Origin of the sequence: Paludibaculum fermentans, from assembly GCF_051172195.1 — a bacterium.
In the GTDB taxonomy this organism is placed as follows: Bacteria; Acidobacteriota; Terriglobia; order Bryobacterales; family Bryobacteraceae; genus Paludibaculum; species Paludibaculum fermentans_A.
On record NZ_JBPJAQ010000001.1, the window covers coordinates 1673905 to 1698859 of the forward strand.

Below are 24955 nucleotides of genomic sequence, written 5' to 3' on the forward strand. Positions count from 1 at the left end.
GCCTAAGCGGACACGACAGACGGCCTGACTTAGTCCAGGCTGCCGGTGAGTGAACGGAGTTGTCCAGACATTAACCATTATTAGTTAACCGAGCTTGCAAGTCAAGGCGGGAGGTGACACAATTAGGAGCCGCTGATTTACTCAGAGAAGTTAAGTCACTTTTAAGCCGGAGTATACGTGGACGTCTCGCTGTTGATCAGGCAGCGCCTGAGCGAACTGGGCCTGGACCAGAAGGATCTCGCTGCCGCCGCACAGGTGACCGAGTCCTACATCTCCCAGCTTCTGGCCCGGAAAAAGGACCCGCCGGCGCCCGGACGCACCGACATCTATGACAAAGTCGAGCGGGTCCTGCGGCTGCCGGCCGGTGAACTCTCCCGGCTGGCCGACCTTCAGCGCCAACAGGAACTGAAAAAGAAGGTGGCCCAGCCGCCCACACCTCTGTTCAAGGATTGCCGCGACCTGATCCTGCGCAAGTGCGAACCCGGCAGCCGCGAAGAGGTTCGCCGGATCTTCGAGAAGGATCCCTTCGGAGAACTCGAGCGCCTGGTGACGCAGAAGATCCTGGATGTGGCGCAGGGTGTGGCGCGCGAGGAACTGCGCAACGAGGCCTGGTTACGGGCACTGGCAGAGCACGGGGGACGCAGTTTTGAGCAGGTCCGCGTGGCCATGCTGGAGTTTCTGGACACCGACATGTTCCAGGTCTCGCTGGAGAGTTGTGTATCCTTCCTCCATCCAATGATAGACTCCTGGGACATAGACTTAAGATCGTTCGGCATGGAAGTCGCCCTCAACAAGCGGCTCGGGCCGGGCGGTGTGAAGCGTTTCGAGTTCGTTGAGCGCTCGCCCGTGCAGCCACCCGAGATGGAGCCGGGCTTTGAGCAGTTCTTGAGAGATGCGTCCCTCAGTGGGAACGCGACCGAAGAGGAGATCGAGTTTTTGAGAAGGTTGAAGTTTGGCGGAAGGCACCCCTCCCCCCTGTATTACTACCGTGAACTTCAGAATCTAAAGGACCCGCTTCATTTCCCACCCACCCCTTCATCCGGCGGTGTCCAGTGAATCGAGGGCGCGCGTATTGCGCCCGGCACTTCTGTATCTGCAGTACTGCAGATTGGCGGTTTAAGTTCGAGAATCTCAGGAGCCTCGCTGATCCTTCATCCAGGTCCGGCGGCCTTACTGAAAGTGAAGGAGAAGTTTGATGCGCATTATCCTGGTCAACCCAAGCGACGTGGCCTTCGGCGTTGGCGTAATTACTCCGCGCTGGCTTTACGTACTGGCTGCCGCGACTCCGCGGCAGTATGGCGACCCGATCATCGTCGACGAGACGCTGGAAGCTATCAACCCCGAACAGATCCAGTCCGGCGACGTCGTCGGCATCGGCATCCACACAGCTAACGCGTTGCGCGGTTTTGAAGTCGGCCGCCTGGCGCGCGAGCGGGGCGCCACCGTTGTATTTGGCGGCATCCACTCGACGCTGTATCCGGGCGAGGCCGTTGAGTATGGCGCGGCGCATTCCGTGGTGCAGGGCGACGGTGACGAGGCGTGGGGCCAGTTGCTGGCCGATCACGTGGCAGGCAAGCTGCAACCGCTTTATGACGGCGGCCGTGTGAAGTCCGGCCAGTTCCTGCCGGCTCGCTGGGACCTGCTGCCTCCGAAGAGCTACATGTGGGCCTCGGTGCAGACCGTCAGGGGCTGCCCGAAGCACTGCTCCTTCTGTTCCGTATGGCGCACCGACGGGCAGGCCCCGCGGCAGCGTACGGGTGACGCGGTGATCGATGAGATCGTGCAGCTGCGGCGCATGGGCTATCGCTTCATCGCCTTGGCCGACGACAACTTCTACCCGGTCACCCTCAACGACCTCGCACTGGCGGAGCGCCAGGGCAACATGGAGAAGCTGGCCGAACTGCAGAAGATGCGGTCCGACCGTTTCGAGTTCATGGAGTTGCTGTCCGGGTTGCCGGATGACACCATCATGTTCACGCAGATCACGATGGAAGCGGCCGAAGACATCGAGTTCCTGAAGGCGATGCGCAAGGCGCGCATCCGCGGCGCCCTCGTGGGCGTGGAAGCCGTGACTCCGGAGGGCCTGAAGTCGGTCTTCAAGGACTTCAATCTCTCGGGCGACAAGCTGGTGGAGCGCCTGAAGCTGTTCAAGGAGAACGGTGTCCACGTGCTGGGCTCGTTCATCTTCGGCCTGTCCAGCGACCGCGCGGAGACCTTCGATGCGACGGCCGAGCTGGCGAAGAAGGCCGAGCTGACATTCGCCCAGTTCGTTATGATGACGCCCTTCCCCGGCACGGTCGATTTCGACAAGTGGGAGAAGAGCTCGCAGGGCAAGAACGAGAAGGTGGAAGGCATCCCGATCACGCGCTACTGGCTGATCCCGGGCCATCGCCGTCCCAAGCTGTACATGCCTCATCCGAGCATGAGCTCGGAAGAGATCCGCATCCGGACGCAGGGTGTGTGGGACAACTACTACACGCTGGGCGAGGTGTGGAAGCGCGCGCAATGCGTGAAGTCGTGGAAGGGCCGGCTGGCCTTCGTGTTTATCTCGAAGCTCTACCGGCAGATGTACGCCAACACCGGGATCGCGACGGACAGCGCCCGCAGGAAGAGCGCGAACCGTTGGGCCCGCTGGACCGCGCTGATCTGCCTGAAGCTGTTCCGCGGCAAGATGATGCCGGAGCTGGAAGTGCCTCGCCTGGCGACCACCCAGCCCGTGCTTACCAACATCGCTCAGTAGTCAGTTCGAACAGGGCGTAGGGGGCGACCTCTACGCCCTCATTGTTTTTCGGCGTCGGTGTGCCAGCCGGGGTTCGTCCATTGGCCGTCGCGGCGCACGAAGATCTCCGTGACACGCCCTGACGAGATCGAGCGTTTGCCCTTGGTTTCGGTTTCGACGAGGTAGCTGCTCCAGACGATGGCGACGTCGCCGAAGCGCTGCACCTCGGTGCGTGGGAACTCGAGGCGGATGAGCTTGCCGCCGGCGGCCTGGAACTCCGCCGCGCTTTTGAACACCTCGGCCTGGTGCTTCCAGGCCACCTCTCCGGAACTGATCACGATGGTATCGGGTGGCACCAGCCGGGCCAGGGCATTTGTGTCGTTGGCGAACCAGGAGCGCCAGACCGCCTCGCGGACGGTGAGCAAGTCGTCCTGGCCGCAGAGCGGAAGCGTGCCGCCCAGTACACCGGCCAGCAGCAGGCCGGCCATCATCACGCCGCGTCGAGTCTTCATGTTCTCCTCCCAGGAATGTGGATTGCGAGCAGCACCGCGGCCGCCGAGGCGGAGAAGACTGAGTAGTCCAGCGGTGATTTGATGCCGAATGAGATCGCCATGGCGATGCCGAACAGGACCAGCAGCAGGGCGCTGGCAAGTGCTACCCAACGAGGCCAGAGGCCGAGAATGAGGGCGATGCCGAGAACGAGCTCGGCGAGGGTGGCGGACCAACCCAGGAACAGGATGGTGGACGCGGGCATGAAGGCGTTGACCTCGGCTGTGTACTTGAGGAAGTTGGCGAAATTGCCATAGCCGACGTCCTTGCCATAGAGGCCGAAGCGGGAGGCGATGCCGGAGAGGAAAGCCGCTCCCAGCGCGAGGCGGGCGTAGAGGATCGTCGCGCGTTCCCAGTTGGGGGCGGTCATCGATGCTCCCTGCCGGCGGGGACATCCACACTGAGGGGGGCGTCGTGGTCGCAGAGGAAGTAGGCTACGAACTTCGCGCTTTCGGTCCTGCTGGCGTTGGCTGAGATGGCGTGGATTCCATTGGGGGCCTCGTAGAAGCCTTGGCCCGCCTTGTAGACCGCCTCGGGCTCGCCCTGCACCCGGGTGCGGATGGCGCCCTGGACGACATAGCCGAGCACTGCGCAGGGATGGCTATGGGCGGGGGAGGCTTCGCCGGGCCCGTAGTTGACCTCGATCATGGTGGCGGTGAGGCGGCCGCCCGCGAGCGGCGGCAGGTTGTGCGTGAGGACGGGGCGGACGCGCTGGGGCGCCGCGGCGGGCTGGCCGGCGAGGGCGTAGCAGAGGACCAGGCCGGCACTCGCGCGGTGGAAACAGAGGGTCATCGACAGCTCCTTATGAAATCCATCGTACGGGATAGTGGATTAGTCATCAGGACCATTTATGTTATTGTCGCTGTACCAATTTGATGTCGAAGACGGCCACAACATTTGGGCTGGTGCTGCCGGCGCGGACGGCGAAGACCGCGGCTTACCGCTGGCTGTATAGCGCTTTGCGGAGTGCGATTCTGGACGGACGGCTGCGGCCCGGTTCGCGTCTGCCGGCGACGCGGGAGCTGGCGGCGGAGTATGGGTTGTCTCGCGGGACGATCGTGCATGCGTTCGAGCAACTGAAGGCCGAGGGGTATCTGGAAGGGGCGGTGGGATCGGGGACGCGGGTGAGCCAGGTGCTGCCGGAACAACTGCTGGAGACGGCCCGCGGCGAATCGAAGCAGCCGGCGCGGACTTCGAAACCGGCGCGGGCGGTGTCCGACTATGGGCGAAGGGTGCAGCTCTTCTCGAACCTCGAGGCGCGGCCGACGCGTGCGTTCCGGCCGAACGTGCCGGCCCTGGATCTGTTTCCCGCTACGCTGTGGGCGCAGGTGGCGGCGCGGCGGCTGCGGCGGGTGTCGACACAGCTTCTGCTGGGGTGCGATGCACTGGGGTACCTGCCGCTGCGGCGGGCGGTGGCCGATTACCTGAGCACGTCGCGCGGGGTGCAGTGCGTGCCGGAGCAGGTGGCGATCCTGAGCGGCGTGCAGGAGGCGCTGGATTTGACGGCGCGGGTGCTGGTGAACGCCGGCGACCGGGTGTGCATGGAGAATCCGGGGTACACCGGCGCGCGGGCGATGTTCGAAGCGATGGGTGCGCAGGTGGAAGGGATCGGGCTGGATGACGAGGGGCTGAAGATGGACACGGCGGCGCTGAAGGGTGCGCGGCTGGTGTACATCACGCCGGGGCACCAGTTTCCATTGGGCCTCACGATGAGCCTGGCGCGGCGGCTGCAGTTGCTGGAATGGGCGAGGAAGAACAGGGCCGTGATCCTGGAGGACGACTACGACAGTGAATACCGCTACTCGGGGCGGCCGGTGCCGGCGCTGCAGGGATTGGACCGGCATGGGCTGGTGCTGTTCACCGGCAGCTTCAGCAAGGTCCTGTTCCCTTCGCTGCGGCTGGGTTACCTGGTGTTGCCACCGGACCTGGTGGAGGTGTTCTCGGCGGCGATCTCGGTGACGAGCCGGCACGCGCCGGTGCTGGAGCAGGCGGTGCTGAGCGACTTCATCGCGGAGGGGCATTTCGGGCGGCATCTGCGGCGGATGCGGACGATCTATGCGGAGCGGGTGGCGGTGCTGCTGGAGTGCGCCCGGGCGCGGTTGGGCGGCCTGCTGGCGATCTCGGATGTCGAGGCTGGTTTGCAGACCGCGGGGTGGCTGCGGACCGGTCTGGAGGGCGCGGCTGTGCGTGTGGCGGCGGCCCGGCGCCATGTTGACGTGGTGCCGCTGAGCGAGTACAGCCACGGTGAAGGGGTGGCGGAAGGGCTGCAATTGGGCTTCGCGGCGATCGATACCAGGGAGATCCGGCGCGGGGTGGAGGCGTTGGGGCTGGCGCTGGAAGAGGAGTGGGCGCGGGTGCGGAGGCCGCGCCGGACGGCGCGCTAGCGGGTGGATTTGATGGCTTTCTTCAGGTTGCCGACGAGGCGTTCAGCGACTTTGCGGCTGCCGCCGCGTTTGACGGCTCCGATGAGGAGGGACTTGTCGCCGGCTTCTCCGGACCAGAGGTCGAGATGGCCGGCGCGGAGGGTGACGGCGCCGCGGGCCTGGTCCTTGATGCCCAGGTAGCCTCCGGTGACTTTCGAGCCAGTGGTGGCGGTCTCTTCGCTTTTGCCGCTGAGGACGGCGTCCGCTTCGTCCTTGTGCTGGACCACGGAGAGGAAGCCGGCCAACTGCTCAGCGATTTCGATCTTGAGGTAGACGTCGAGGTCGTTCTGCATCTTTTCGACGAAGATGGTGCGGACGTCGCGGAGGGCGCGCACGGTGGGTTTGGCCGGTGCAGCGGGAGTGGGCGCCGCGACTGGGGCCGGGGCCGGAGTGTCGACGGGAGGTGGAGCGGCGGGGCGCGGCCGTTCGGCGGGTTCAGATGGCTTCGTTTCGGGCACGGCGGCGGTGAGCGGAGGGAGGGCGACCTTCTTACGCGGCTCGGGGGTGAGGGCTGGGCGATTGGGCGCCTGGGGTTGGACGGGGGCGCTGGGTGCGGGTTCGTTCAGGATGGGGGTGATGCTGCCGGCCGGGGCGATGGAGGCCGGCGAATCGAGCAAGCCGGGCGGAAGTGCGGGCTCGGGCTGAGGCTGGGGGGGCGGGGGTGGCGGCTGATTGCGGACCACCTCGACCGGAGGCGGCGGCGGCGCGGTCGTCTGCGTGGAGTGCTGCAAGACCCAGACGCCGGCCGCGGCGGCGACCACGGCGATGGAAAGGACGCCCGCAAGAAGGGGCAACTGGGATTTCCGTGAAGGTTGAGCAACGGGTTGAACGGTGGCCGCCAGCCGGGTTTCCGCCATCGGGGGTGCGGCAGGTTGAGCTTCGGCGACGGGTGGGGCGACGCTGGCGAGGCGCGTGGGCTTGATCGTGACGACCGGCACGGCGAGCAGGGCTTCGCGGAATTCGTCCGCTGACTGGAAGCGGTCGCTGGCCTTTTTGGCGAGAGCCCGGTTCACCACGATCTCGAGTTCGCGTGCGCAGTCGACGCCAAGCACCCGGAGGGAAGGCGGCGGCTGCTCGAGGTGGGCCTGGAGAACGGCCCGGTCGGATTCACCGTGGAAGGGGGCAGAGCCGGTCAAGGTTTCGAAGAGGACAACGCCGGTGGAGTAGAGATCGGACCGGTTGTCGGCCTCCTCGAAGCGGATGCGTTCCGGAGCGAGGTATTCGAGGGTCCCGATGACACTACCGACACGGGTGAGGCGCGAGGAACCGAGGACGCGGGCGATGCCGAAGTCTGTGACTTTGACGTGGCCGTCGTCGGAGATCATGATGTTGGCGGGTTTGATGTCGCGGTGAAGAACCCCCAGGCTATGGGCATGGGCGAGGCCCTGCAGCACCTGCTGGATGATGGAAATGGCTGAGTCGACCGGGAGGCGGCCGGAGGCCTTGAGGATCTGGTCGAGGGTGCGGCCGGGGACGAACTCCATGACCATGTAGTAGTCTTCGCCGTCGCGGAAGAAGCTGAAGAGGGTGGCCGTGCAGGGGTGACTGAGCCTGGCGAGGGTGGCGGCCTCGACACGGAAGCGTTCGATGAGGTCGGGCTGGCGGGCGATCTCGCTGTGCAGCATTTTGATGGCGACGCGGCGATCGACCATGACATCGACGGCCTCGAAGACGGCACCCATGCCTCCGGCGCCCAACTGACGGGTGAAGCGGTAATTTCCAATCGTTCTGGCTGTCATTCGTTTACCTCGAGCTGGCGGGTGGGCTTCAGGGAAGCGGACTCCGCGGGGCCGGGCATGTGCGCGATGGCGACGGTGATGTTATCGTAGCCGCCGCGGTCGCGCGCCATCCGGATGAGTTTAGCGCAAGCCAGTTCGGGGTCGAACCCGGAGGCTACATCGCGGATTTCAGTTTCGTTGATGAGATCGTGGAGCCCGTCGGAACAAAGGACGAAGCAATCTCCGTCCTGGACCGGCATGGGCGTGGGCCAGATGGCCGCTTCGAGAGTAGGCCGTGTCCCCATGGCGCGGCAGAGCACGTTGCGGTCCTCATGCTTGCGGGCTTCGGCCAGGGTCATCGTGCCCAGGCGGACCAGTTCCATGCACTGGGTATGGTCTTCGGAGAGCTGGTAGATGGTGCCGGCCCGGACGAGGTAGAGGCGGCTGTCGCCGACGTGGGCGGCCCAGGCCTGGCGATCGAGGATGGCGAGGGCGGTGCAGGTGGTGCCCATGCCGGAGAGGGCGGGGTCGTGCGAAGAGAGGCGGAGGATTTCGGAATGGGCTCGTTGGAAGGCTTTCGCCAGAGCTTCGCCGGGCGAGCCGTGCGAGCCGCGGTATTCGCGTTCGATGATTTCCACGGCGGTCTGGCTGGCGATTTCGCCGGCCTTGTGGCCGCCCATGCCATCAGCGACGACGAGGAGGAGGCCGCGTTCGCCGGCGAGTACGATGCGGGCCGAGTCTTCGTTGATGGAGCGATGGCAACCGGGGTCCGACAGCAGGCTGGCCGGGGGCAAGGCGTGCGGGAGCGCCGCTTCGGGAGCTTTCCTCTTACCGGTCCATTTCGAAAACCAGGACATCTCGTGATTCCTTACTGCCCGGGGCGTTTCCGGCTTTGCAGCGTGTAGGTGTAAATGCTCCGTTCCGTCGGTTCGAACTGGATGGGGAGATCCTGAAACCCCTCCCGGCGCAGCACGAGACTGACGGTTTCTCCAGGACGAACGCCTATCTGATAAGGCGTCATTCCGAGCAAAATTCCATCCCTGTAGACGCCGGCGGCGCCGTCCATGGTGTCGACGGTGACGGATTTCAGATCCGGCTGGGCGGGTTGTTCGACGACGGCGGGTGCTGGATGGGGCCTGGCGGGGCGCCCGCCACGGATGGCGACGGCAGTGACGGCCAGGATGGCCAGGAGAGCAACGGCGGCGGCGATAACGATCTTATACGGCCGGTCTGAGGGCGCCTGGGCCGGCTGTGGTGGTTTGGCGGACAAGCGGTGGAGGGCCTGGTGGAGCTCGGCGGCGGAGGGGTAGCGCCGGAGCGGATCTTTCTCCAGGCAGGTGGCGACGATGCGGGCGACATCGGGGGGAATGCCGGGCCGGCAGGCAGTGATGTCCGGACACGGGGTGAACAGGATGCGGGCGAAGACTTCCTGGCTGCTATCCGCCTGGAAGGGGAGGCGGCCGCTGAGGACCTCGTAGAACAGGATGCCGAGTTGCCAGACGTCGGTGGCGCGGGTGACGGGTTCGGCCCGGAGTTGTTCGGGCGCGAGGGTGGTGGGCGTGCCGGCGACGGCCCCGGCGCGGGTGAGGCGTTCTGAGCGCTGATGCTGGGCGATGCCGAAGTCGAGGATTTTGACCTGGCCGGCCGGGGTGATCTTGATGTTGCTGGTTTTGAGGTCGCGGTGGATGACGCCGCGGGCGTGGAAATGGGCGGCGACTTCAGCGATCTCACGGATGATATCAACGGCTTCGCCGGCGGGCAGGGGCCCGCGGCGGGCGATGAGGGCGGCGAGTGTTTCGCCTTCGACGAACTCCATCAGGATGCAGGGACGGCCCTCGTATTCGTAGAAGCCGAAGTATTGGGCCACGCCGGGATGCTGAAGGCTGGCCTGGATATCGGCCTCGCTGTAGAAGCGTTTGAGGGCGGCGCCGTCGGCCAACTCCGGCGAGAGGACCTTGATGGCGATGACGCGACCCAGATGCGAGTGGATGGCTTTGTACACCTCCCCCATGCCGCCGGCGCCGATGAGGTCGACGACATGGTACTCACCAATCCAGGCATTGCGCATCGAAGCCACGGGTCCTCTCGTTCGGAAGCGAAGAAGCTACTGTCCAGCGGGGTGGACGCCCATGAGCTCCATGCCGTAGCGGATGGGGATGGAGCCGGTGACGGTGGCGCCCTGCTGGTCGGTCCAGCCGAGGGTGAAGATGCCGATGACGCGGCCCTGATCGTCGAACATGGGTCCGCCGCTGTTGCCGTGGCCGGTGGAGTTGATGGTGAGCTGATAGAAGTCGCCGCCAAAGTGTTCCCCTTCGGAGGCGACGACCTGGCCGCGCACGACGCGGGAGATGTTGCCGGCGGAGAGGGTGGGATCAGCGACTTCCTTCTGGATGACCTGCTGGTTGAGGATGTCGCGGGAGGCGGCGACGTCGATGACGGGGACCATGGAGGAGACCTGCGGGTAGCCAAGGATGACGACGGGGTCGCCCACTTTGATGGTTTCCCAGTTGTCGTTGAGGACAACCTTCTTCAAGGTCTGGGGCAGGTCGATCTTGACCATGGCGACGTCCATGCGGTCGGAGATACGGGAGAGTTTGGCGGGAATGCGGATGCGGTTCTTGGCGAAGGCGACGTCGAGGTAGTCGTTGCGGCCTTCGAGGGCTTTGCCTTTGAGGACGTTGGGCTGGATCTGCTGGAGGGAGCCGGCGTCGACCACGAGTTTGGCTTGAGCGGGGATCCAGGACCGGGGGAATTGTTGAACGGGGATGGGCTTCCGCTGCATGCCGCGCTCGGCCGGGATGAGGACAAGTCCGGCGCGGACCTGTTCGTTGCTGAAGCCGTAGGAGGAGTGCCAGGCGGCGGCGACGTGGCGGTTGGTGAGGATGAAGCCGTCGTTGCTGACGACAAAGCCGCTGCCGAAGTGGCGGCCGCCGATGGGGAAGTTCTTCCCGCCGCCTTCGTCCGTGGTGAGGACGGGTTCGAGGCGGTTGTCGAGGATCATGAAGGCGGGCAGATAGTCGCCGGTGCCCTGGACGATTTCCTCTTCCTGGGGTTTGCCATCCTTGCCCTTGACAGGTTTCCCGTCTTTGTCGCGGAGGACCTGGCGATTGGGGACGACGACGTGAAAGAGCTGTTTGCCGCTTTCCATGTCGACGAGTTTCCAGCCGACTTCGAACTCGACGGTAGCGTCGGTGTTGTTCTGGGCGATTTGGGTGGCGGAGAGGCCGGTGGGGGAGAGTTTCTGCTCGATCTTCTGGACGATGACGGTGGGCTTGGAGCGGGCGAAGTAGAACCAGGCGGCCAGGGCGGCGACGGCCAGGAGCAAGGCTCCGGAGACGGCGTAGAGGATGCGATTGGACTGGCGTTTGGTCTCGCCGAGCATGCGTTCGACCGTGGCTTTGCCGACACCACCGGGTGCGGGCGTGGAGGGGGCTTCGCGGGTGGGGGGCAGGTGTGAGCCGGCGCTGACGACGACGCTATCAGCGAGGCGAGTGGCTTTGACGAGTTCGTTGGGCCGGGGGTCGAGGTCGAATTCGAATTCGGGGCCGCCGGCGCCGAGCTGGACGACGTCACCGCAATTGAGTGTAACGGCGCTGAAAATCCGTTGATGGTTGACGAAGGTGCCATTGCGGCTGCCGAGATCGGCGACGGTGTAGCCGGGGGCATCGCCGGGGATCTGAGTGATCTTGGCGTGGCGGCGGCTGACGAGGTCGGTTTCGGCGTCGAACCTGAGTTCGCAGGCGGGATCGCGGCCGATGATGAGTTCGGGGTGTTTGGCCGCGGAGAATTCCTCGGTCTGGCCGGACTTGGCGGCATTGCGAATTCTGATGAGTATGCGCGTTTCCACAGATCCTCCCGGCAGATGTCTGCCGCATGGTTTGGGGGCGAGCGGCGAATGCGCCGCGCCCGACAAATGGAGTCTAGGCGGTGAAAGGGAGAAGAAAGAAGTTAGAACACGTAGTTAACGCGTTAAAGTGATTGATTCCACGGCAGTTGCCGGTTAGCGGAGGAGCCCCATTTTCTGCTCTACCTGACGGAAGCGGGGGTCGTTACGGAGGGGTTCGAAGGCGGGATCGGCCTTGAGAAAGGGCATGTCGCTGCTACGGCTGGACCAGGCGCGGTGGAGCGCTTCGAAGGCTTTGGTCCGATCGCCGAGCGCGGTGTGGACGTAGGCGAGTTCGTACCACGGCGTGGGCGGGGGCCAGTGGAGGAGGGTGTCGAGGAGTTTCAGGGCAGCGGGTTTGTCTCCGGTGGCCAGGCGGACGGCGGCGAGGTGGGCGACGGTGTCGGCGTCGGCGGGATTGTCGCGGAGGGCGGCCTCGAGTTCCATGGCGGCCTGGCGGTATTCGCGTTTCTCCTGAAGGCTGGCTCCGGCGACGGTGTGGGCGAGGTGGAAGTGAGGGTTGAGTTCCATGGCCTGGCGAGCCTGCCAGATGGCCTGATCGTAGCGGCGCGCGCAGTACATGGCGACGCTGAGGTTGGTGCTGACGCGGTAGTTGAGGGGATCGAGCTTCAAGGCGCGACGGGCTTCCAGGAGGGCTTCGTCGAAGCGGGTAGCGGAGGTGAGGTACTGCGCGTACCAGTCGTGGGCGCGGGCGAGGTTGGGGTTGAGGGCGATGGCGCGGCGGAAGCTGAGTTCGCTGCCGGCCCAGTCCCAATCGGCGAAGAATTGGATCCAGGCGAGAACGGCGTGGGCGTGGGCGAGGCGGTTGTCGAGGGTGAGGGCCTGCTGGGCTTCCTGGCGAGCTTTGGCGATGAGGGACCAGTCGGGGGTGAGCTGATAGTAGGCCTGGGAGGCGTAGACTTCGCCGAGAGCGGCGTGGGCGGGGGCGTAGCCGGGCTCCTTGCGGATGGAGTCGCGAAGGAGGGCGGCACTGCGGTCGAGTTCGGCAGGAGTGATGCGGTCTTTGACGTACTGGCCTTTCAAGTAGTCGTTGTAGGCTTCGGGGTTTTGCGGGAGGACGGCGCGGGTGCGACCGGGCAGGCCGAGTTGGGCGGCAACCTGGCGGGCGAGGTCGTCCTGGACTCCGATCAAGTTGCCGGCGTCGGCCTCCCAGGTGCGGGACCAGAGGTGGAAGCCGTCGGCCACACTGATGAGCTGGGCGCTGACGCGGATGTGTCGGCCGACGGTGCGGAGGCTGCCTTCGAGGATGGTTTCGACGCCAAGTTGGCGGCCGGCGGAGCGGATTTCGGGGCTGCGGCCTTTGAACTGGAAGGCGGAGCTGCGGGCGACGACCTTGAGTCCTTCGACCTGGGCGAGGGTGGTGGTGAGTTCCTCGACGAAGCCGTCGGCGAGGTAGCCGGTTTCGGGGTTATTGCTGAGGTTGAGAAAGGGGAGTACGGCGATGGAGGCGGTGTGGCGGCCGGTGGAGGAGGAGTAGCGCCACCAGACGGCGGCGAGGACGACCAGCAGGACACAGGCGGCGAGGGCGATGGGCTTCCAGAGACGGCGTGTTGCGCGGCCCTCCGGTTGAGTGCGGAAGGCGGGCAGGTAGTTGCCCTTGGCGATCTCGATGCGGAGGGGGTCGTTGGCTCCGGTGCCGAGGTAGTAGTCGCGGAGGCGGCTGCGGAGGTTGCTGGCGGCGACGCGGACGACGGAGTCACCGGAAGGGTCGAAGGTGGAGGGGCGGCGGAAGACCTGCATGGCCACCTCGGTCTCCTTGACGGAGGTGGCTCCGTTGAGTTTCTGTTCGACGACGAAGACGAGGAACTGCTGGAGGCGGGCGGCGCTGAGGAACTCCGGCGAGGCGAGGATTCGCTGGAGGTGGAGGCGGACGATCTCGGGCGAAGGCTGGGAGGTATCAGCGGAGGCAGGTCGCGAAATGGGCTGGAGCCATGCCATGCTACGCGGTTCCCAACGTAGGCGCAGCCGGTGGTATGCCGGTGGGGCCAGTTTATCAATATTAGGTTTGCGGATCTGTAAATACGGAATGGCTTAGGGGAGAATGGGCGGCGGGTCGCCTTCGCGATAGCTGCGTGCAGGGTGGGCGATCTTCTCCTGGAGGGTCCGCCAGCGATCGAATTCGCCCTGCCAGCGGCCCATGGCGGTTTCGAGGCGGTAAGGCAGGTAGTCGCGGAGCCAGAGGGTGCGCAGTTGGGCGCGGAGTTCGCCGGCGGCATCCATGAGGTCGAACAGGCGGCTGTGATCGGATTCGCTGGTTTCGATGCCGAACAGGAGGCGGAAGGTGGCGGGTTTGGGGTCGTTGGCGAGGGCCTGGCGGAACTCGTCGAGTTCGAGGGCGTAGAGCTGGCGGAGGGCGATGTAGTCGAGGAGACGGGCGCCGTAGAGGAGGGCCTCGTAGAAAGGGTCGGGGCCTTGTTTGAGGAGGGCCAGGAGGTCGGCCTGGGCGGATTCGGCCTGGATGCGGGCCTGGCGGATGGCGGGGATCTGGGGTCGGGTTCGTTCCAGGCGGTGGGCGTCGAGGGGGTTGGCCCAGAGGGTTTGGAAGACACGGGTGCCGAGGGCCTTTTCCAGCGCGCTTTGGGATTCGGAGACGATGGCCAGAATGCGGCTGACCTCGGTGTGGTGGCGGGGGTGGAGGAGGCGGGCGTAGCGATCGTAGACCTGGGCGTGCGAGAGCGTCTCGTGATTCCAGGAGGCGATGGGGCCGTAGGCGACGGCGGGATCGGCCATGCGGAGGAGGACCTGGCCGCAGTCGGTCCACTCGGTATGGAGGATGCCGAGGGAGCCGTGTTTGCGGGCGCTTTTGATGAGGCCGTCGACGTTGCGGAGGGTGTGGTCGAAATCGGGGACGGCGTCGTAGTAGTTCCAGACTCCGGAGCCGAGGAGGGAGTTGACCTTGGCGGCGGCGAGCGGGGCGACGAAACGGTCGTAATCGGGCTCGTCGGAGTAGCGCCAGGGGATGGCGACGGTGCCGGCGGGTACGCGCGGGAGGACCTCAGGGTGCTGGAGCAGGATGTCGCCCCAGATCATGACGCGTTTGCCCTTGGCGGCGACCAGGGAGGAGACCTGCTGGAAATGGCGCAGGTAGATTTCGCCGGCCTTGGCGGGCTCGAGCTGGCGGCCGGGGACTTTGCCGAGCTCGTAAGTTTCATCCATGCCGACGTGGAACCAGGGGCTGGGGAAGAGGGCGGTGAGCTGGTCGACCCAGTCGCGGAGGAGGGCCTGGGCTTGGGGGTTGAGGGGGTTGATCTCGCCGCCATGGGGCATTTCGGCGAGGGCGGAGTAGGTCTCGATGCGGGCGAGGTCGTGGAGGTGGCCGTAGAGTTCGACGCAGGGGACGACGTCGATGAAGCGGTCGTGGGCGTAGGCGACAAGTTCGCGGACCTGGGCCTTGGTGAGGCGGGCGGAGGCGCTGAGGAGCGGGTAGCCGTCGAGCTCGATGTTGGTTTCGGAGTAGAGGTAGAACTGGTTGGCCTTCCAGCGGGCGAGGAAGTCGAGCTGGCGTTTGAGCTCTTCGAATTTGGGGAAGGGGCCATGGCTGAGGTCGAGCATGAAGCCGCGCAGGCGCATGGCGGGCCAGTCGTGGATTTCGAGCACGGGCAAGGTGGCGGCGGGGGTGAGCAGCTGGCGCAGGGTCTGGACGGCGTAGAAGAGGCCGCGGGCGGTGGGGGCTTTCAGGTGGACTCGGGCGGGGGTGATTTTGAGTGAGTAGGCTTCGGAGGAATTGGGGCCGGGGGTGTCGTCCCATTGCCAGGAGGACTGGTTGGTGGTGCGTTCGAGGAGGATGACGGGGGCGACGGTGGATGAGGTGGCGGGGATGCCGGCCTGTTGGAGGATGTCGCGCAGGGCGCGCTCGACCAGGGCGTCGTCCTTGTCTGGTTTGGCGGCGAAGCCGATGGTGGGCCGGACGAGTTTGAAGGCGCCGGCGCCGCGTTGGACGGAGTGGGGCTGCGGGAGGAGGGGGAGGTCCTGGGCTGGGACGAAGGTGGAAGCGGCGAGGAGGGCGGCGCCGAGACGGGTCAGCATTCGAGGGGTTCTCCGGATTGGTAGCGGCGCAGGGCCGAGTGGTCGAGGCGGACACCGAGTCCGGGGCCTTGGGGGACCTGGGCAAAGCCGCGTTCGAAGACGATGGGGGCTTCCAGGAGGTCGTCCTCGCGGACGAGTTCTCCGAAGATGTCGGAGGGGATGGTGCAGGACGGGGCGGCAGCGCAGGCGTGGAGGGCGGAGGCTTCGAGGATGCCGAGATCGACTTCGCTGCCGTGCCAACAGGGGAGGCCGGCCAGGGCGGCGGTGGAGGCGAGGTCGACGAAGCGGAACATGGGTCCGTTGAAGTTGAAGCCGTCGACGGCGTCGAGGCGGAGAGCGGCGAGGAGGTCGGCGGGGTCCTGGTCGTAGGGCAGGGCGACGTGGAGGTAGAGGGGGATGCCGAGGGTCGACTTGAGCTGGCGGAAGCCGGCGAGGTCGGAGCGGAGGACAGGGTCTTCCAGGGCATACATCGTTTCTGGGCGGACGCCTTGCATGAGGCGGAGGGTGGTGGGGACGTCGTTCCAGCGCTGGTTGGGGTCGAGCAGGATGCGGATGCCCTGGCCGCAGCGGGCCTCGATGGCTTCGGTCCATTCGCGGACGGGATCTTCAGAAGAGCACTTGAACTTGAAGACGCTGTGGCCGCGTTGCATGGCCTCGTGGGCTTTGCGGGCAGCGTCGGCGGGGGTACGGCGGCCGGTCCAGCCGCTGCACTCGACGGAGTGGCGGAAGGCACCTCCGAGGAGTTGGTAGACGGGTAAGTCGAGGGCTTGGCCGGCGAGGTCGAGGATGGCGGATTCGATGGCGTCGTAGACGCGGGCGTGGGGGACGGGCAGGGCGCGCCAGTTGAGCGTGAAGACGTCGCGGCCTACGACGGATTGGAGGGCGGCTTCGACGTGATCGGGATCGGCGGCGCGATAGGTTTCACCGATGCCGACGCGGCCGTCGCTGCCTTGGAGTTGGATGATCCACTTCACTTCGTAGGGGAAGTCCTGCCAGGTTTTGCCGGTGTGGAAGCGGCGGGCGAAGTCGGCGTCAGAGTCGTCGACCTCGCGGGAGTTCAGGCTGTCGGGCCGGGCTGGGACTCGGACGGGCGTGGCGGTGGCGGTGCGGATGGTGAGGCTCACGTCTTTTTCCTTCTGGGCGTGGGGCGATCGCCGATGTCCTCGGGGTACTCCTGCGCTAGGGAGCGGATGCGGTAGCTGAAGTCGAGGAAGAGCTTCTCCCAGCGTTCGGCCTGGCCGTCGCGGTATTTGTAGAAGCCGCGCGCGTTGGAGACGCCCTTGGCGCCGGATTGGGCGAGGCGTTTGAGAGTGGCGGGCACTTCGGTGGCGTTGGAGAGTTCGGGGAAGAGGTCCTTGGCGACGGTGGCGTAGGCGGGGAGGCCGGTGAGGTCCATGAAGCGGAAGGGGCCGGCGAAGGTGATCCAGTAGCCGAGGTCGTTGCGAAGGGAGCGGTCGACATCGGCGACGGTGGCATAGCCGTTTTCAACGAGGTAGAGCGCTTCGCGGATGAGGGCGTAGAAGCAGCGGTTGGTGATGAAGCCGCGGATGTCGCGGCGGAGGAAGGTGGGCTCCTTGCCCCAGTGGCGGGAGAGGGCGAGGACGCGCCGGGCGACAGCGGGCGAGGTGTCGTTGCCGCAGATGACCTCGAGGAAACGCGTGGTGTGGGCGGGTTCGGCCCAATGGATGCCGAGGATGCGCCTGGGGTGGCGGGTCTCCTTCTGCAGGATGGAGATGGGGATAGCGGAGGTGTTGCAGCCGATGGGGACATGGCGGCCGACGGAATCTTCGATGCTCTCGATGAGGCGCTGCTTCTGCGCGCCGTTCTCGGAGATGGACTCGATGACGATTTCGGATTCGCCGAGTTCGGCGACATCGCCGGTGGTGCGGAAGCGCTGCATGGCTTCGTCGACGGGGGCGTGGAGGAGATTCTCCTGGCCCATTTTGCGGAGGAGCGCGGCGATGCGGCGGCGGGCTGTGGAGCGCTGACCTGGATCCTTTTCGACACCGGTGACAGGGTGTCCGGCAGAGAGAAGACACGCCGTGATGCTGGCGCCCATCAGGCCGAGGCCGGCGACACCGGCGGGCATGCGGCCCACGTCCAGTTTTTCAGGCATTGCGTAGATCCTCCATGGGTGGCCATGAGGCAAAGTCATTCAGGAATTCGATGAGGGCTTCGGTGGCGGCGGAGAGCAGGTGCGCGCCCTTGGCGGCGGTGGCTTTGTGGGGTTCGCCGCTGGAGCCGTTGCTGGAGAGGAATTCGGTGCGGCGGACGATGGAAACGCCGCGATAGGGGGCGTCGTCTTCCCAGCCGATGTAGTTGTTGGCGGGCGGGCGAGTGGGTCGGGCGGCGCGGTCCATTTGGACGCGGGCGGCGTCGAGGCGGAGCATCATGCTGGTTTCGTACTCACAGGCATGGCTGAGGGCCGGCGATTCCATGGGAGGCTGACCCGCGAAGGGGGCTCCGGCCAGTTCCCAGTAGGTCGCCAGCGCGACTTCGGCGACGGGCGCCTGGGCGAGGAGGGAGAGCGCCTGGCGAACGGGGGTGATGTTGCCTCCGTGGCCGTTGAGGATGACGATGAGGCGGAAGCCTGAGCCTTCGAGGGACCGGACGAGGTCGATGATGATTCGCGTGAAGAGATCCGGGTTGACGCTGAGCGTTCCGGCGAAGGATGAGTGATGGTGGCTGGAGCCGTAAGGCAGCGCGGGGCAGAGGATGATGCGATCGGTCAGGGATTGCTCAGCGGCGTTGGCAATGGCGGTGACGAGATCGGTGTCGGTGGTGACGGGCAGGTGCGGGCCGTGCTGCTCGACGGCGGCGACGGGCAGGACCGCGATGGCGCCGGGTGCGAGGCGGGCGACGTCGGGGGAGGTGAGGGCGGACAGTTTCAACGGGGCGCTCCGTGGGTGGCGGGTTCGAGGCCGTGTTCCTGTACCAATTGGAGGATGCGGTCGTTGAGGAGGGCGATGTATTGAAGGTCGTGCTGGCTGGGCCGGACGGTGGCGCGGCGGACCGTGACGTTGTGGAGGATGCCGCGAGCCTGGAGCAGGAGCTTTTCTGCGTGATGGAAGAGCTCCATATTCTGGAGGCTGTAGAGGATCTGAGGCAGGATGCCTTCGAAGAGGGGTTGGGCTTCGCGGCGGCGGCCGGCACGGGCCAGGAGGAAGACCTTGCGCAGGAGATCGGTGAGGCCGAGGCCGGGGACCACACCGGCGATGCCGGCTGGAGCGAGTTCGAGGGTGTACATGCCGCCCCAGCCTTCGAGGACGCCCACGCTGCCGGAGGTGGCGTCGCGAATGGCGGCCACCTTATCGGCGAGGCGGGGCTCCTCCAACTTGATGTAGCGGAACTGGGGGTGGCGGCGGTTGAGTTCGGCGATGGCGGGTATGGACATGGAGGCGCCGCCGGGGTTGAAGTCCTGGAGGATGAATGGGACTTCGACGGCGGACAGCAGGGCTCCGAAGTGGTCGAGGAGATCGGCGTCGGAGAGGGCGAACTGGCGGGGGGCGGCGGAGCAGATGGCGGAGGCTCCGGCGTCGACGGCGCGTGCGGCGGCGGCGATGGCGAGGCGGGTGGAGGCGTAGTTCACCTGGGCGATGACGGGCACGCGTCCGGCGGCGCGTTGGACGGCGTGGCTGGTGAGTTGGAGGCGTTCGTCCTCAGAGAGTTTGTAGAACTCGCTGGCGTAGGCGGGGAGACAGACGGCGCAGGCTCCGGCGTCCACGGCGAAGTCGATGAGGAGATCGAGGTCGGTCCAGCAGATCTCCTCGGATGCTTCGAAGGGGGTGGGAATGATGGGGACAATGCCGTCGATTTGAAAGGTCATGAAGAGGTCACCGTTCGTTTGGAGCGCTGTTCGTGCATGGTTACGAGCCAGGCGCCGATGGCTACCAGGAGGCCGCCGGCGAGGAGGGCGAAGCTGACAGTTTCGTGGAGCGCCAGGCCGGAGAGCAGGACTCCGAAGACAGGCAGGAAATAGATGGAGAGGGAGGCTTGGGTGGCGTCGACCTCACCGAGGACGCGGAAGTAGAGGAACATCGACAGGGCGAGGCTGAAGGCTCCGATGATGATGAGGCCCAGGAGGGCTGGGGTTGAAGCGGATTGGAGGCGCTGCAGGGGGCCGGGCTCGTAGAACAGCATGGCGGGCAACAGGGCGATGAGCGAGACGGTGAACGTGGCGACGAGGAGTTGCGCGGGGCCGAGCCACTCGAGGGCGCGCTTGCTGTAGACGTTATAGAAGGCGCTGCCCCAGCAGCTGAGGAAGATGAGCATATTGCCGAGGAAGTAGCGGCTTTCGACGAAGCTGGTTTCGTTCCAGTGGATGCCGGAGGAGAGGAGGACTCCGGGGATGGAGAGGGCGAAGGCGGCCCAGCGGACGGCGCTCATGTGTTCGCTGAGAAGCAGGGCGGCGAGAACGGTCATGAGTACGGGGACTGTCAGGTTGATGACGGAGGCGTTGGAGGCGGGGGCGCGTTCGAGGCCCCAGTTGAGGCACATCTGGGCGACGAGTGAGCCGCTGAGCCCGAGGACGAGGACCTGGGCCAGACGGGCCGGCCAGCGTCCGGGCGGCGCGGCGGGACGGCTTTCCGCCCAGGCGACCGGCAGCATGAGGAGTGCGGCGAGGAGCATGGCGAACCAGGTGAGTGTGAGCGGGCGCAGTTCCTGAGCCGCCACTCGGGATGCAGGGAACTGGATGGCCCAGAGGAGATTCACCAGGGCCAGCAACGCGAAATTGCGCATACGGTTCTAGTGTTCGGCGGAGAGTTTCATGCGGCTCGAGCCGCCCTCCCGCAGATGTTGCGGGGTTTTGAGCTCAGGGATGGTGAAGAGCTCTTCGAGACTCAACAGGCCCGCACCGAGGACGCCGGCAGTATCGCCGAGCGAGCCGAAACAGATGACGAGATCCTCAGTGAGATGGCTGAGGGCCTGAAGGCGCACGGTGCGCTGGATCTGGTCGAGGAAGCCGGCGCCGCAGATTTCGAGGCGTTGATCGAGTACGATGCGGGCGGGGTCGAGCAGATTGACGAGGTTGGCGAGGCCGATGGCGAGGTGGCGGGACATCTCTTCTGAGATGGAGAGGCAGACTTTGTCGCCGGCGCGTGCGGCTTCGAGGACATCCCAACCGGTGACGCGGAGGGGATCGCCGCCCGCCCTGGAGAGAGCGAGAGAGGAGCCGCCTTCGCGGATGATGTCGCGGAAGCGGTGGGCAAGGGCGGGTGAACCGGCCACGGCTTCGAGGCAGCCGAAGCTGCCGCATTTGCAGGCGACATTGGCCATGCTGACGCGAGTGTGTCCGAACTCGCCGGCACTGGTGCGGCGGCCTTCAATGACGCGGCCTCCGGAGAAGAGGGCGGAGCCGATGCCGGCACCGTACTCGACATAGATCATGTCGTCGTTGGATTCGCCGGCGCCCAGCAGGCGTTCGGCATTGCCGCGGCAGCGGGTGGCGTTCTCGACGAAGGTTGGGACGTGGAAAGCATCCTCGAAGATCTTGACCAAGGGGACATTGCGCCAGAAGTCCAACTGGGAGGAGAGGACGGAGATGCCCTGGCTGCGATTGACCAGGCCGACGTCGGCGATGCCGATGCCGCGGAGGCTGCGGGCGGAGACACCAGCTTCGGCGAGGGCTTTGCGGGCACAGCGTTTCAATTGATCAATGAGGGCGGATTCGCCGCCGTCGAGGCGAGTGGGTTCGCGGACGAGGCCGCGGATGTGGGGGGCGAGATCCATGACACCGGCGACAACGGTTTCGGAGTCGAACTCGATGCCGAGGAGGAAGCCCTGTTCCTGATTGACGCGCAGGAGGACCTGTTTGCGGCCGGTGGGGTTGTCGCTGAGTCCGGCGACCTCGAGGCGGCGTTCGCTGAGGAGTTCCTTGGTCAGTTGAGAGATGGTGCTGGTGCGGAGGCCGGTGAGGCGATGGATTTCGACACGGGAGAGGGGTCCGAAATTGCGGACGACATTGAGGATGACTCCGGCATCCCGTTCTTTTTGAGTGTTGACGTACTTCATCGGGCCTCCCAGCGATCGTAGGATGAACGGAATTGAGTGTCAAGAGAAAGTTTCCATAACGAAACATTTACTTCGTTACAGATCGAATTCGATCCACAGAAAGTTTAGTTTCTGTTATTTTCTTCTTGACTGGCGTGAGTGTTCGCCCCTACACTGCGGCAATGCCGGCCGCTGGTGTTCTGGGCAGAGCGGCGGCAACCAGGAGGTCCATCCATGAAAGCTGTGAAGCTGGGAAGTCTGGCAGGGTCAATACTGGCGCTCCTGCTTTTCGTCACATTACTGGCCGCCCCGGCGGCGGCGCAATCCACATTTGGTTCGGTGGTCGGGCAGGTGGCCGACTCGACGGGCGGATGGGTACCCAACGCGAAGGTCGGACTGCAGGAAGTCAGGACGCATGTGACGCGGCAGGCGACGACATCCCCGGATGGACTGTATGAGTTCCTGAATGTGCCACAGGGCGAGTACAGGATTGAGATCGAGATGGCGGGGTTCAAGAAGTTCGTGACGGCGACGTTTGAGTTGCAGGCGCGGCAGATTGTCCGAATGGATGCGGGCCTGGTGGTGGGGGACGTGGCCGCGACGGTGGAGGTGGCGGGCACGGCGCCGCTGGTGAATACGGAGACGCCGACGGTTTCGTCAGTGAGGAGCAACGAGCAGTTGCTGAAGGGTCCGTTCATGTACCGGTCCGCGGCGACATCACCGGCGCGGGTGCTGGGTTTGTTCTCGGAGTCGCAGTTAGGAGTGAGCGAAGAGCGGCAGTTCTCGCTGTCGGGCGGCATGGTGTACCAGAACGACGTTTCGGTGGATGGCATCCTGTCGACGAACATTCGGGACAACGGGATTGGGTTGCGGGCGGAGGGGTTGTTTCCTTCGACGGACACGATTCAGGAGCTGAAGGTGAGCTCGGTGAACAACAACGCGGAGTTCGCGCAGATGGGCAGCATCACGACGATCACGAAGTCGGGCACTAACGCGTATCACGGGTCGGTGCTGTACAACTACTACGGCAACTCGATGCGGGCGAACCCGTCGTATTTCGCGAAGCAGGTGAACAACGGCGTGCTGCCGCGTGAAGTGAACAACGACATTGTGGGCAACGTGGGTGGGCGGATTATTCCGAACCGGACGTTCTTCTTCACGGCGTATGAGCGGCTGACGAAGTATGGGCTGGTACGCAACTCGACCAGTGGAATCACGGTGCCGGAGAATGATATCCGGCAGGGCGATTTCTCGCGGTTCCTGACGACGGCGCAGAAGATTGTGATCAACGATCCGGCGACGAACCAGCCGTTCGCGGGCAACATCATTCCGGCGAGCCGGATCAACAGCGTGAGCCGGAAGATTGCGGACAAGTACATCGGGCCGGTGAACGTGGCGAGCAACCTGTATTTCTACCTGCAGGACAACGCTCCGGAGATCCAGCAGAACTATGACGTGCGGGTCGACCATTACTTCGGAAACCGTCACAATGTTTTCGGCCGGTATAGCTGGAAGGATTACAACCGGAAGGCGGCGACGAACTTCCAGTCCGAGGGCGGGCTGCAGACGCTGACGCCGTCGCACACGATGGTGTTGTCGGACAACTTTGTGATCCGGCCGAACCTGATCAACGAGGCGCGGTTCGGGTTCAGCCTGCTGAAGGATGTGACGCTGTCGGGTATCCGGGCGCGGGACTTCCTGCAGGATACGGGGCTGAAGCTGGTGGCGTCGAGCATCCCGGATATTTCGGGGGCATCGAACGTCAACATCAGCGGGTACACGGCATTTGGCCGTGCGAAGGATCAGCCGTTGGTCACGCACACCTATGAGTTTGGGGACAACGTGACCTGGCAGGCCGGCCGGCATACGGTGAAGGCGGGCGTGCAGGTGCACTGGCTGAACTTCCAGCAGCCGGCGGGCGGCTATGGGGAACTGGGCACGTTCACGTTCGACAACAACCTGACGCGGGGCACGAACCACCCGTTTGCCAACTTCCTGCTGGGTGTACCGACGGTGGTGAACCAGACGCAGCCGGGACCGGGGGTGAATGCGAGCACGAATCACTATGGGTTCTTTGTGCAGGACGAATGGCGGATGCGGAAGGTGACGGTGAGTCTGGGTTTGCGCTATGAACTGCACGCACCGTTCGAGGATGGGGCGGGCAACATCGCGAACTTCCTGCAGGGGTCGGCGAACGGAGATGTGGTGGTGCCATCGGAAGCTTCGCGGGCGCTGGCGACGCCGCGATTTGTGAATGCGATTGGGACGGCGAAGATTCTGACGGCGGAGCAGGCTGGTATTCCGGGACGGCTGCGGTACACGGATCGCAACAATTTCGCTCCGCGGATCGGAGTGGCGTGGCGGCCGTTCAACAACAACAAGACGGTGCTGCGGGCGGGGTACGGGTTGTACACGGTGCGTGTGCTGGGCCCGTTCTTCACCGGCATGACGGACATCCATACGTCAGGGCAGCAGATTTTCACGAACACGTTCAACGACGCGACGAGTGCGCACTCGATCGTGTGGCCGAACACGTCGAACTCGCTGGCGGACCTAGGCAACATCGCGGTGGGCACATTGAATTTCAGCTCGGCCAACGCGATCCGGTTCCGGGATCCGTACACGCAGCAGTGGAGCTTCACGATGGAGCGTGAAGTGGCGCGGCGGAACTCGGTGCGAGTCACGTACACGGGAAATCACGGCGTTGGGCTGGTGACGTCGCCGAACATCAATGAAGTGCTTCCGAATACGGTGGGGTACAACAACCTGCCGGCTTCGGCCCGCCAGTATCCGAACTACCGCCAGGTGCGGCTGCGTGCGAACGGCGGCAGCAGCAGCTATCACGACCTGACGATCCAGCACCGCTTGCTGGGCCTGGGCGGATTGACGGTGACGAACTCGTACAAGTTCGCCAAGGGGCTCAGCAATGTGGAGACGGATCCGAACAACGCGAACTTCTCGAACGAGATTCCGGCGGATTTGAACAACCGGTTCGACCCGCGTTACTGGCGCGGCCCGATGGTGGGCATTCCGTATCACAGGGTTCTGACCGACTTCCTGTGGGACGTGCCGCTGGGTCGCGGGCGGCACTGGGGTCGCAACTGGAACCGGCTGGTGGACGGGATTGCGGGCGGGTGGACGGTGTCGAGCATCATGATGTTCCAGAGCGGTCCGCACCTGACACCGTTCTTCACGAGCCACTGCCAGGCGGGCACTGACTGTTCCTCGCGGAACCGGCCGGATGTGGTGCCGGGGCAGGATCCGGATGCGGGGTTGAAGACGACGGAGGCGTGGTTCAACACGGGGGCATTCACGAAGGCTCCGTTCCTGAGCGCGGACGGCAAGAGCGTTTTCGCGGGCCGGTTTGGGAATGCGGGCGTGGGTACGGTGATGGGCCCGGGGATCATGCAGATTGACGCGGGCGTTTTCAAGGATGTTCGCCTCACGGAGCGTTGGAGCATGCGGGTGCAGGGCCAGGCGAGGAACCTGCCCAATCACCCGAACTTCACGAACCCCAACATGAATATGGACAGCGCGGACTTCGGCAAGATCCGCGGCTTGAACGGCAACGCCTACTCCCGCCTGATTACGGGCGGGGTCCGCATCCTGTTCTAAAGAGATGCGC

19 protein-coding genes are annotated in these 24955 nt (G+C 65.1%); 4 read left to right on the top strand and 15 right to left on the bottom strand.

Features of this window, described 5'->3' with window-relative positions; all coding sequences use genetic code 11:
* Positions 1–177: 177 nt before the first annotated feature.
* Together ACR9Y2_RS06825 and ACR9Y2_RS06830 are read left to right on the top strand one after the other, a co-directional pair.
* Positions 178–1056 carry a helix-turn-helix domain-containing protein gene (locus ACR9Y2_RS06825; RefSeq protein WP_435040307.1) on the top strand — a complete coding sequence of 293 codons (879 nt, stop codon included), beginning with the start codon at positions 178–180 and terminating at the stop codon, positions 1054–1056.
* A gap of 139 nt (positions 1057–1195) precedes the next feature.
* A complete protein-coding gene (locus tag ACR9Y2_RS06830) occupies positions 1196–2740 on the top strand; it encodes a B12-binding domain-containing radical SAM protein (RefSeq protein ID WP_435040308.1) in 1545 nt (514 codons plus the stop codon).
* A 38-nt stretch (positions 2741–2778) separates the two neighbouring features.
* Here the strand turns inward: ACR9Y2_RS06830 and ACR9Y2_RS06835 are convergent, their stop codons facing one another.
* The 3 genes from ACR9Y2_RS06835 to ACR9Y2_RS06845 are packed head-to-tail and all read right to left on the bottom strand — an operon-like array spanning position 2779 to position 4060.
* Positions 2779–3231, bottom strand: coding sequence for a nuclear transport factor 2 family protein (locus tag ACR9Y2_RS06835; protein WP_435040309.1), 453 nt, complete (start codon positions 3229–3231; stop codon positions 2779–2781).
* Complete coding sequence (locus ACR9Y2_RS06840) at positions 3228–3638, bottom strand: DoxX family membrane protein (protein ID WP_435040310.1); 411 nt, start codon at positions 3636–3638, stop codon at positions 3228–3230. Before ACR9Y2_RS06840 ends, ACR9Y2_RS06835 begins: the two co-directional genes overlap by 4 nt.
* Entirely contained in the window at positions 3635–4060 is a 426-nt protein-coding gene (locus ACR9Y2_RS06845; RefSeq protein ID WP_435040311.1) for a cupin domain-containing protein, read from the bottom strand. The genes ACR9Y2_RS06840 and ACR9Y2_RS06845 overlap by 4 nt, the downstream gene beginning before the upstream one ends.
* Positions 4061–4143: 83 nt before the next feature.
* Between ACR9Y2_RS06845 and ACR9Y2_RS06850 the strand changes: the two genes are divergently transcribed.
* Positions 4144–5652: a PLP-dependent aminotransferase family protein gene (locus ACR9Y2_RS06850; RefSeq protein WP_435040312.1), complete on the top strand. Its 1509-nt coding sequence runs from the start codon at positions 4144–4146 to the stop codon at positions 5650–5652.
* Here ACR9Y2_RS06850 and ACR9Y2_RS06855 read toward each other — a convergent pair.
* The 12 genes from ACR9Y2_RS06855 to ACR9Y2_RS06910 form a co-directional block, all read right to left on the bottom strand.
* Complete coding sequence (locus ACR9Y2_RS06855) at positions 5649–7430, bottom strand: serine/threonine protein kinase (RefSeq protein WP_435040313.1); 1782 nt, start codon at positions 7428–7430, stop codon at positions 5649–5651. The genes ACR9Y2_RS06850 and ACR9Y2_RS06855 overlap by 4 nt on opposite strands.
* Positions 7427–8266 (bottom strand): protein phosphatase 2C domain-containing protein, encoded by an 840-nt coding sequence (locus ACR9Y2_RS06860; protein ID WP_435040314.1) that lies wholly within the window; start codon positions 8264–8266, stop codon positions 7427–7429. The genes ACR9Y2_RS06855 and ACR9Y2_RS06860 overlap by 4 nt, the downstream gene beginning before the upstream one ends.
* 11 nt (positions 8267–8277) lie before the next feature.
* Positions 8278–9477 carry a serine/threonine protein kinase gene (locus ACR9Y2_RS06865; RefSeq protein WP_435044825.1) on the bottom strand — a complete coding sequence of 400 codons (1200 nt, stop codon included), beginning with the start codon at positions 9475–9477 and terminating at the stop codon, positions 8278–8280.
* Positions 9478–9513: 36 nt separating this feature from the next.
* A complete protein-coding gene (locus ACR9Y2_RS06870; protein WP_435040315.1) occupies positions 9514–11256 on the bottom strand; it encodes a trypsin-like peptidase domain-containing protein in 1743 nt (580 codons plus the stop codon).
* A gap of 153 nt (positions 11257–11409) precedes the next feature.
* Positions 11410–13251, bottom strand: a complete 1842-nt coding sequence (locus ACR9Y2_RS06875) for a TPR end-of-group domain-containing protein (protein ID WP_435040316.1) — start codon at positions 13249–13251, stop codon at positions 11410–11412.
* 93 nt (positions 13252–13344) lie between these two features.
* Positions 13345–15339 carry a glycoside hydrolase family 20 zincin-like fold domain-containing protein gene (locus ACR9Y2_RS06880; protein ID WP_435040317.1) on the bottom strand — a complete coding sequence of 665 codons (1995 nt, stop codon included), beginning with the start codon at positions 15337–15339 and terminating at the stop codon, positions 13345–13347.
* On the bottom strand, positions 15333–16463 hold the full coding sequence (locus ACR9Y2_RS06885; RefSeq protein ID WP_435040318.1) for a mandelate racemase/muconate lactonizing enzyme family protein: 1131 nt from the start codon (positions 16461–16463) through the stop codon (positions 15333–15335). Before ACR9Y2_RS06885 ends, ACR9Y2_RS06880 begins: the two co-directional genes overlap by 7 nt.
* Positions 16460–17455 (bottom strand): 3-hydroxyacyl-CoA dehydrogenase family protein, encoded by a 996-nt coding sequence (locus tag ACR9Y2_RS06890; RefSeq protein ID WP_435040320.1) that lies wholly within the window; start codon positions 17453–17455, stop codon positions 16460–16462. Before ACR9Y2_RS06890 ends, ACR9Y2_RS06885 begins: the two co-directional genes overlap by 4 nt.
* Positions 17448–18230 (bottom strand): creatininase family protein, encoded by a 783-nt coding sequence (locus ACR9Y2_RS06895; protein ID WP_435040321.1) that lies wholly within the window; start codon positions 18228–18230, stop codon positions 17448–17450. Before ACR9Y2_RS06895 ends, ACR9Y2_RS06890 begins: the two co-directional genes overlap by 8 nt.
* Positions 18227–19165: a dihydrodipicolinate synthase family protein gene (locus ACR9Y2_RS06900; protein WP_435040323.1), complete on the bottom strand. Its 939-nt coding sequence runs from the start codon at positions 19163–19165 to the stop codon at positions 18227–18229. Before ACR9Y2_RS06900 ends, ACR9Y2_RS06895 begins: the two co-directional genes overlap by 4 nt.
* Entirely contained in the window at positions 19162–20079 is a 918-nt protein-coding gene (locus ACR9Y2_RS06905) for a DMT family transporter (RefSeq protein ID WP_435040324.1), read from the bottom strand. Before ACR9Y2_RS06905 ends, ACR9Y2_RS06900 begins: the two co-directional genes overlap by 4 nt.
* Before the next feature lie 6 nt (positions 20080–20085).
* On the bottom strand, positions 20086–21351 hold the full coding sequence (locus ACR9Y2_RS06910) for an ROK family protein (RefSeq protein WP_435040325.1): 1266 nt from the start codon (positions 21349–21351) through the stop codon (positions 20086–20088).
* A gap of 213 nt (positions 21352–21564) precedes the next feature.
* Here ACR9Y2_RS06910 and ACR9Y2_RS06915 point away from each other — a divergent pair, with 213 nt between their 5' ends.
* A complete protein-coding gene (locus ACR9Y2_RS06915; RefSeq protein ID WP_435040326.1) occupies positions 21565–24945 on the top strand; it encodes a carboxypeptidase regulatory-like domain-containing protein in 3381 nt (1126 codons plus the stop codon).
* Positions 24946–24955 lie beyond the last annotated feature (10 nt).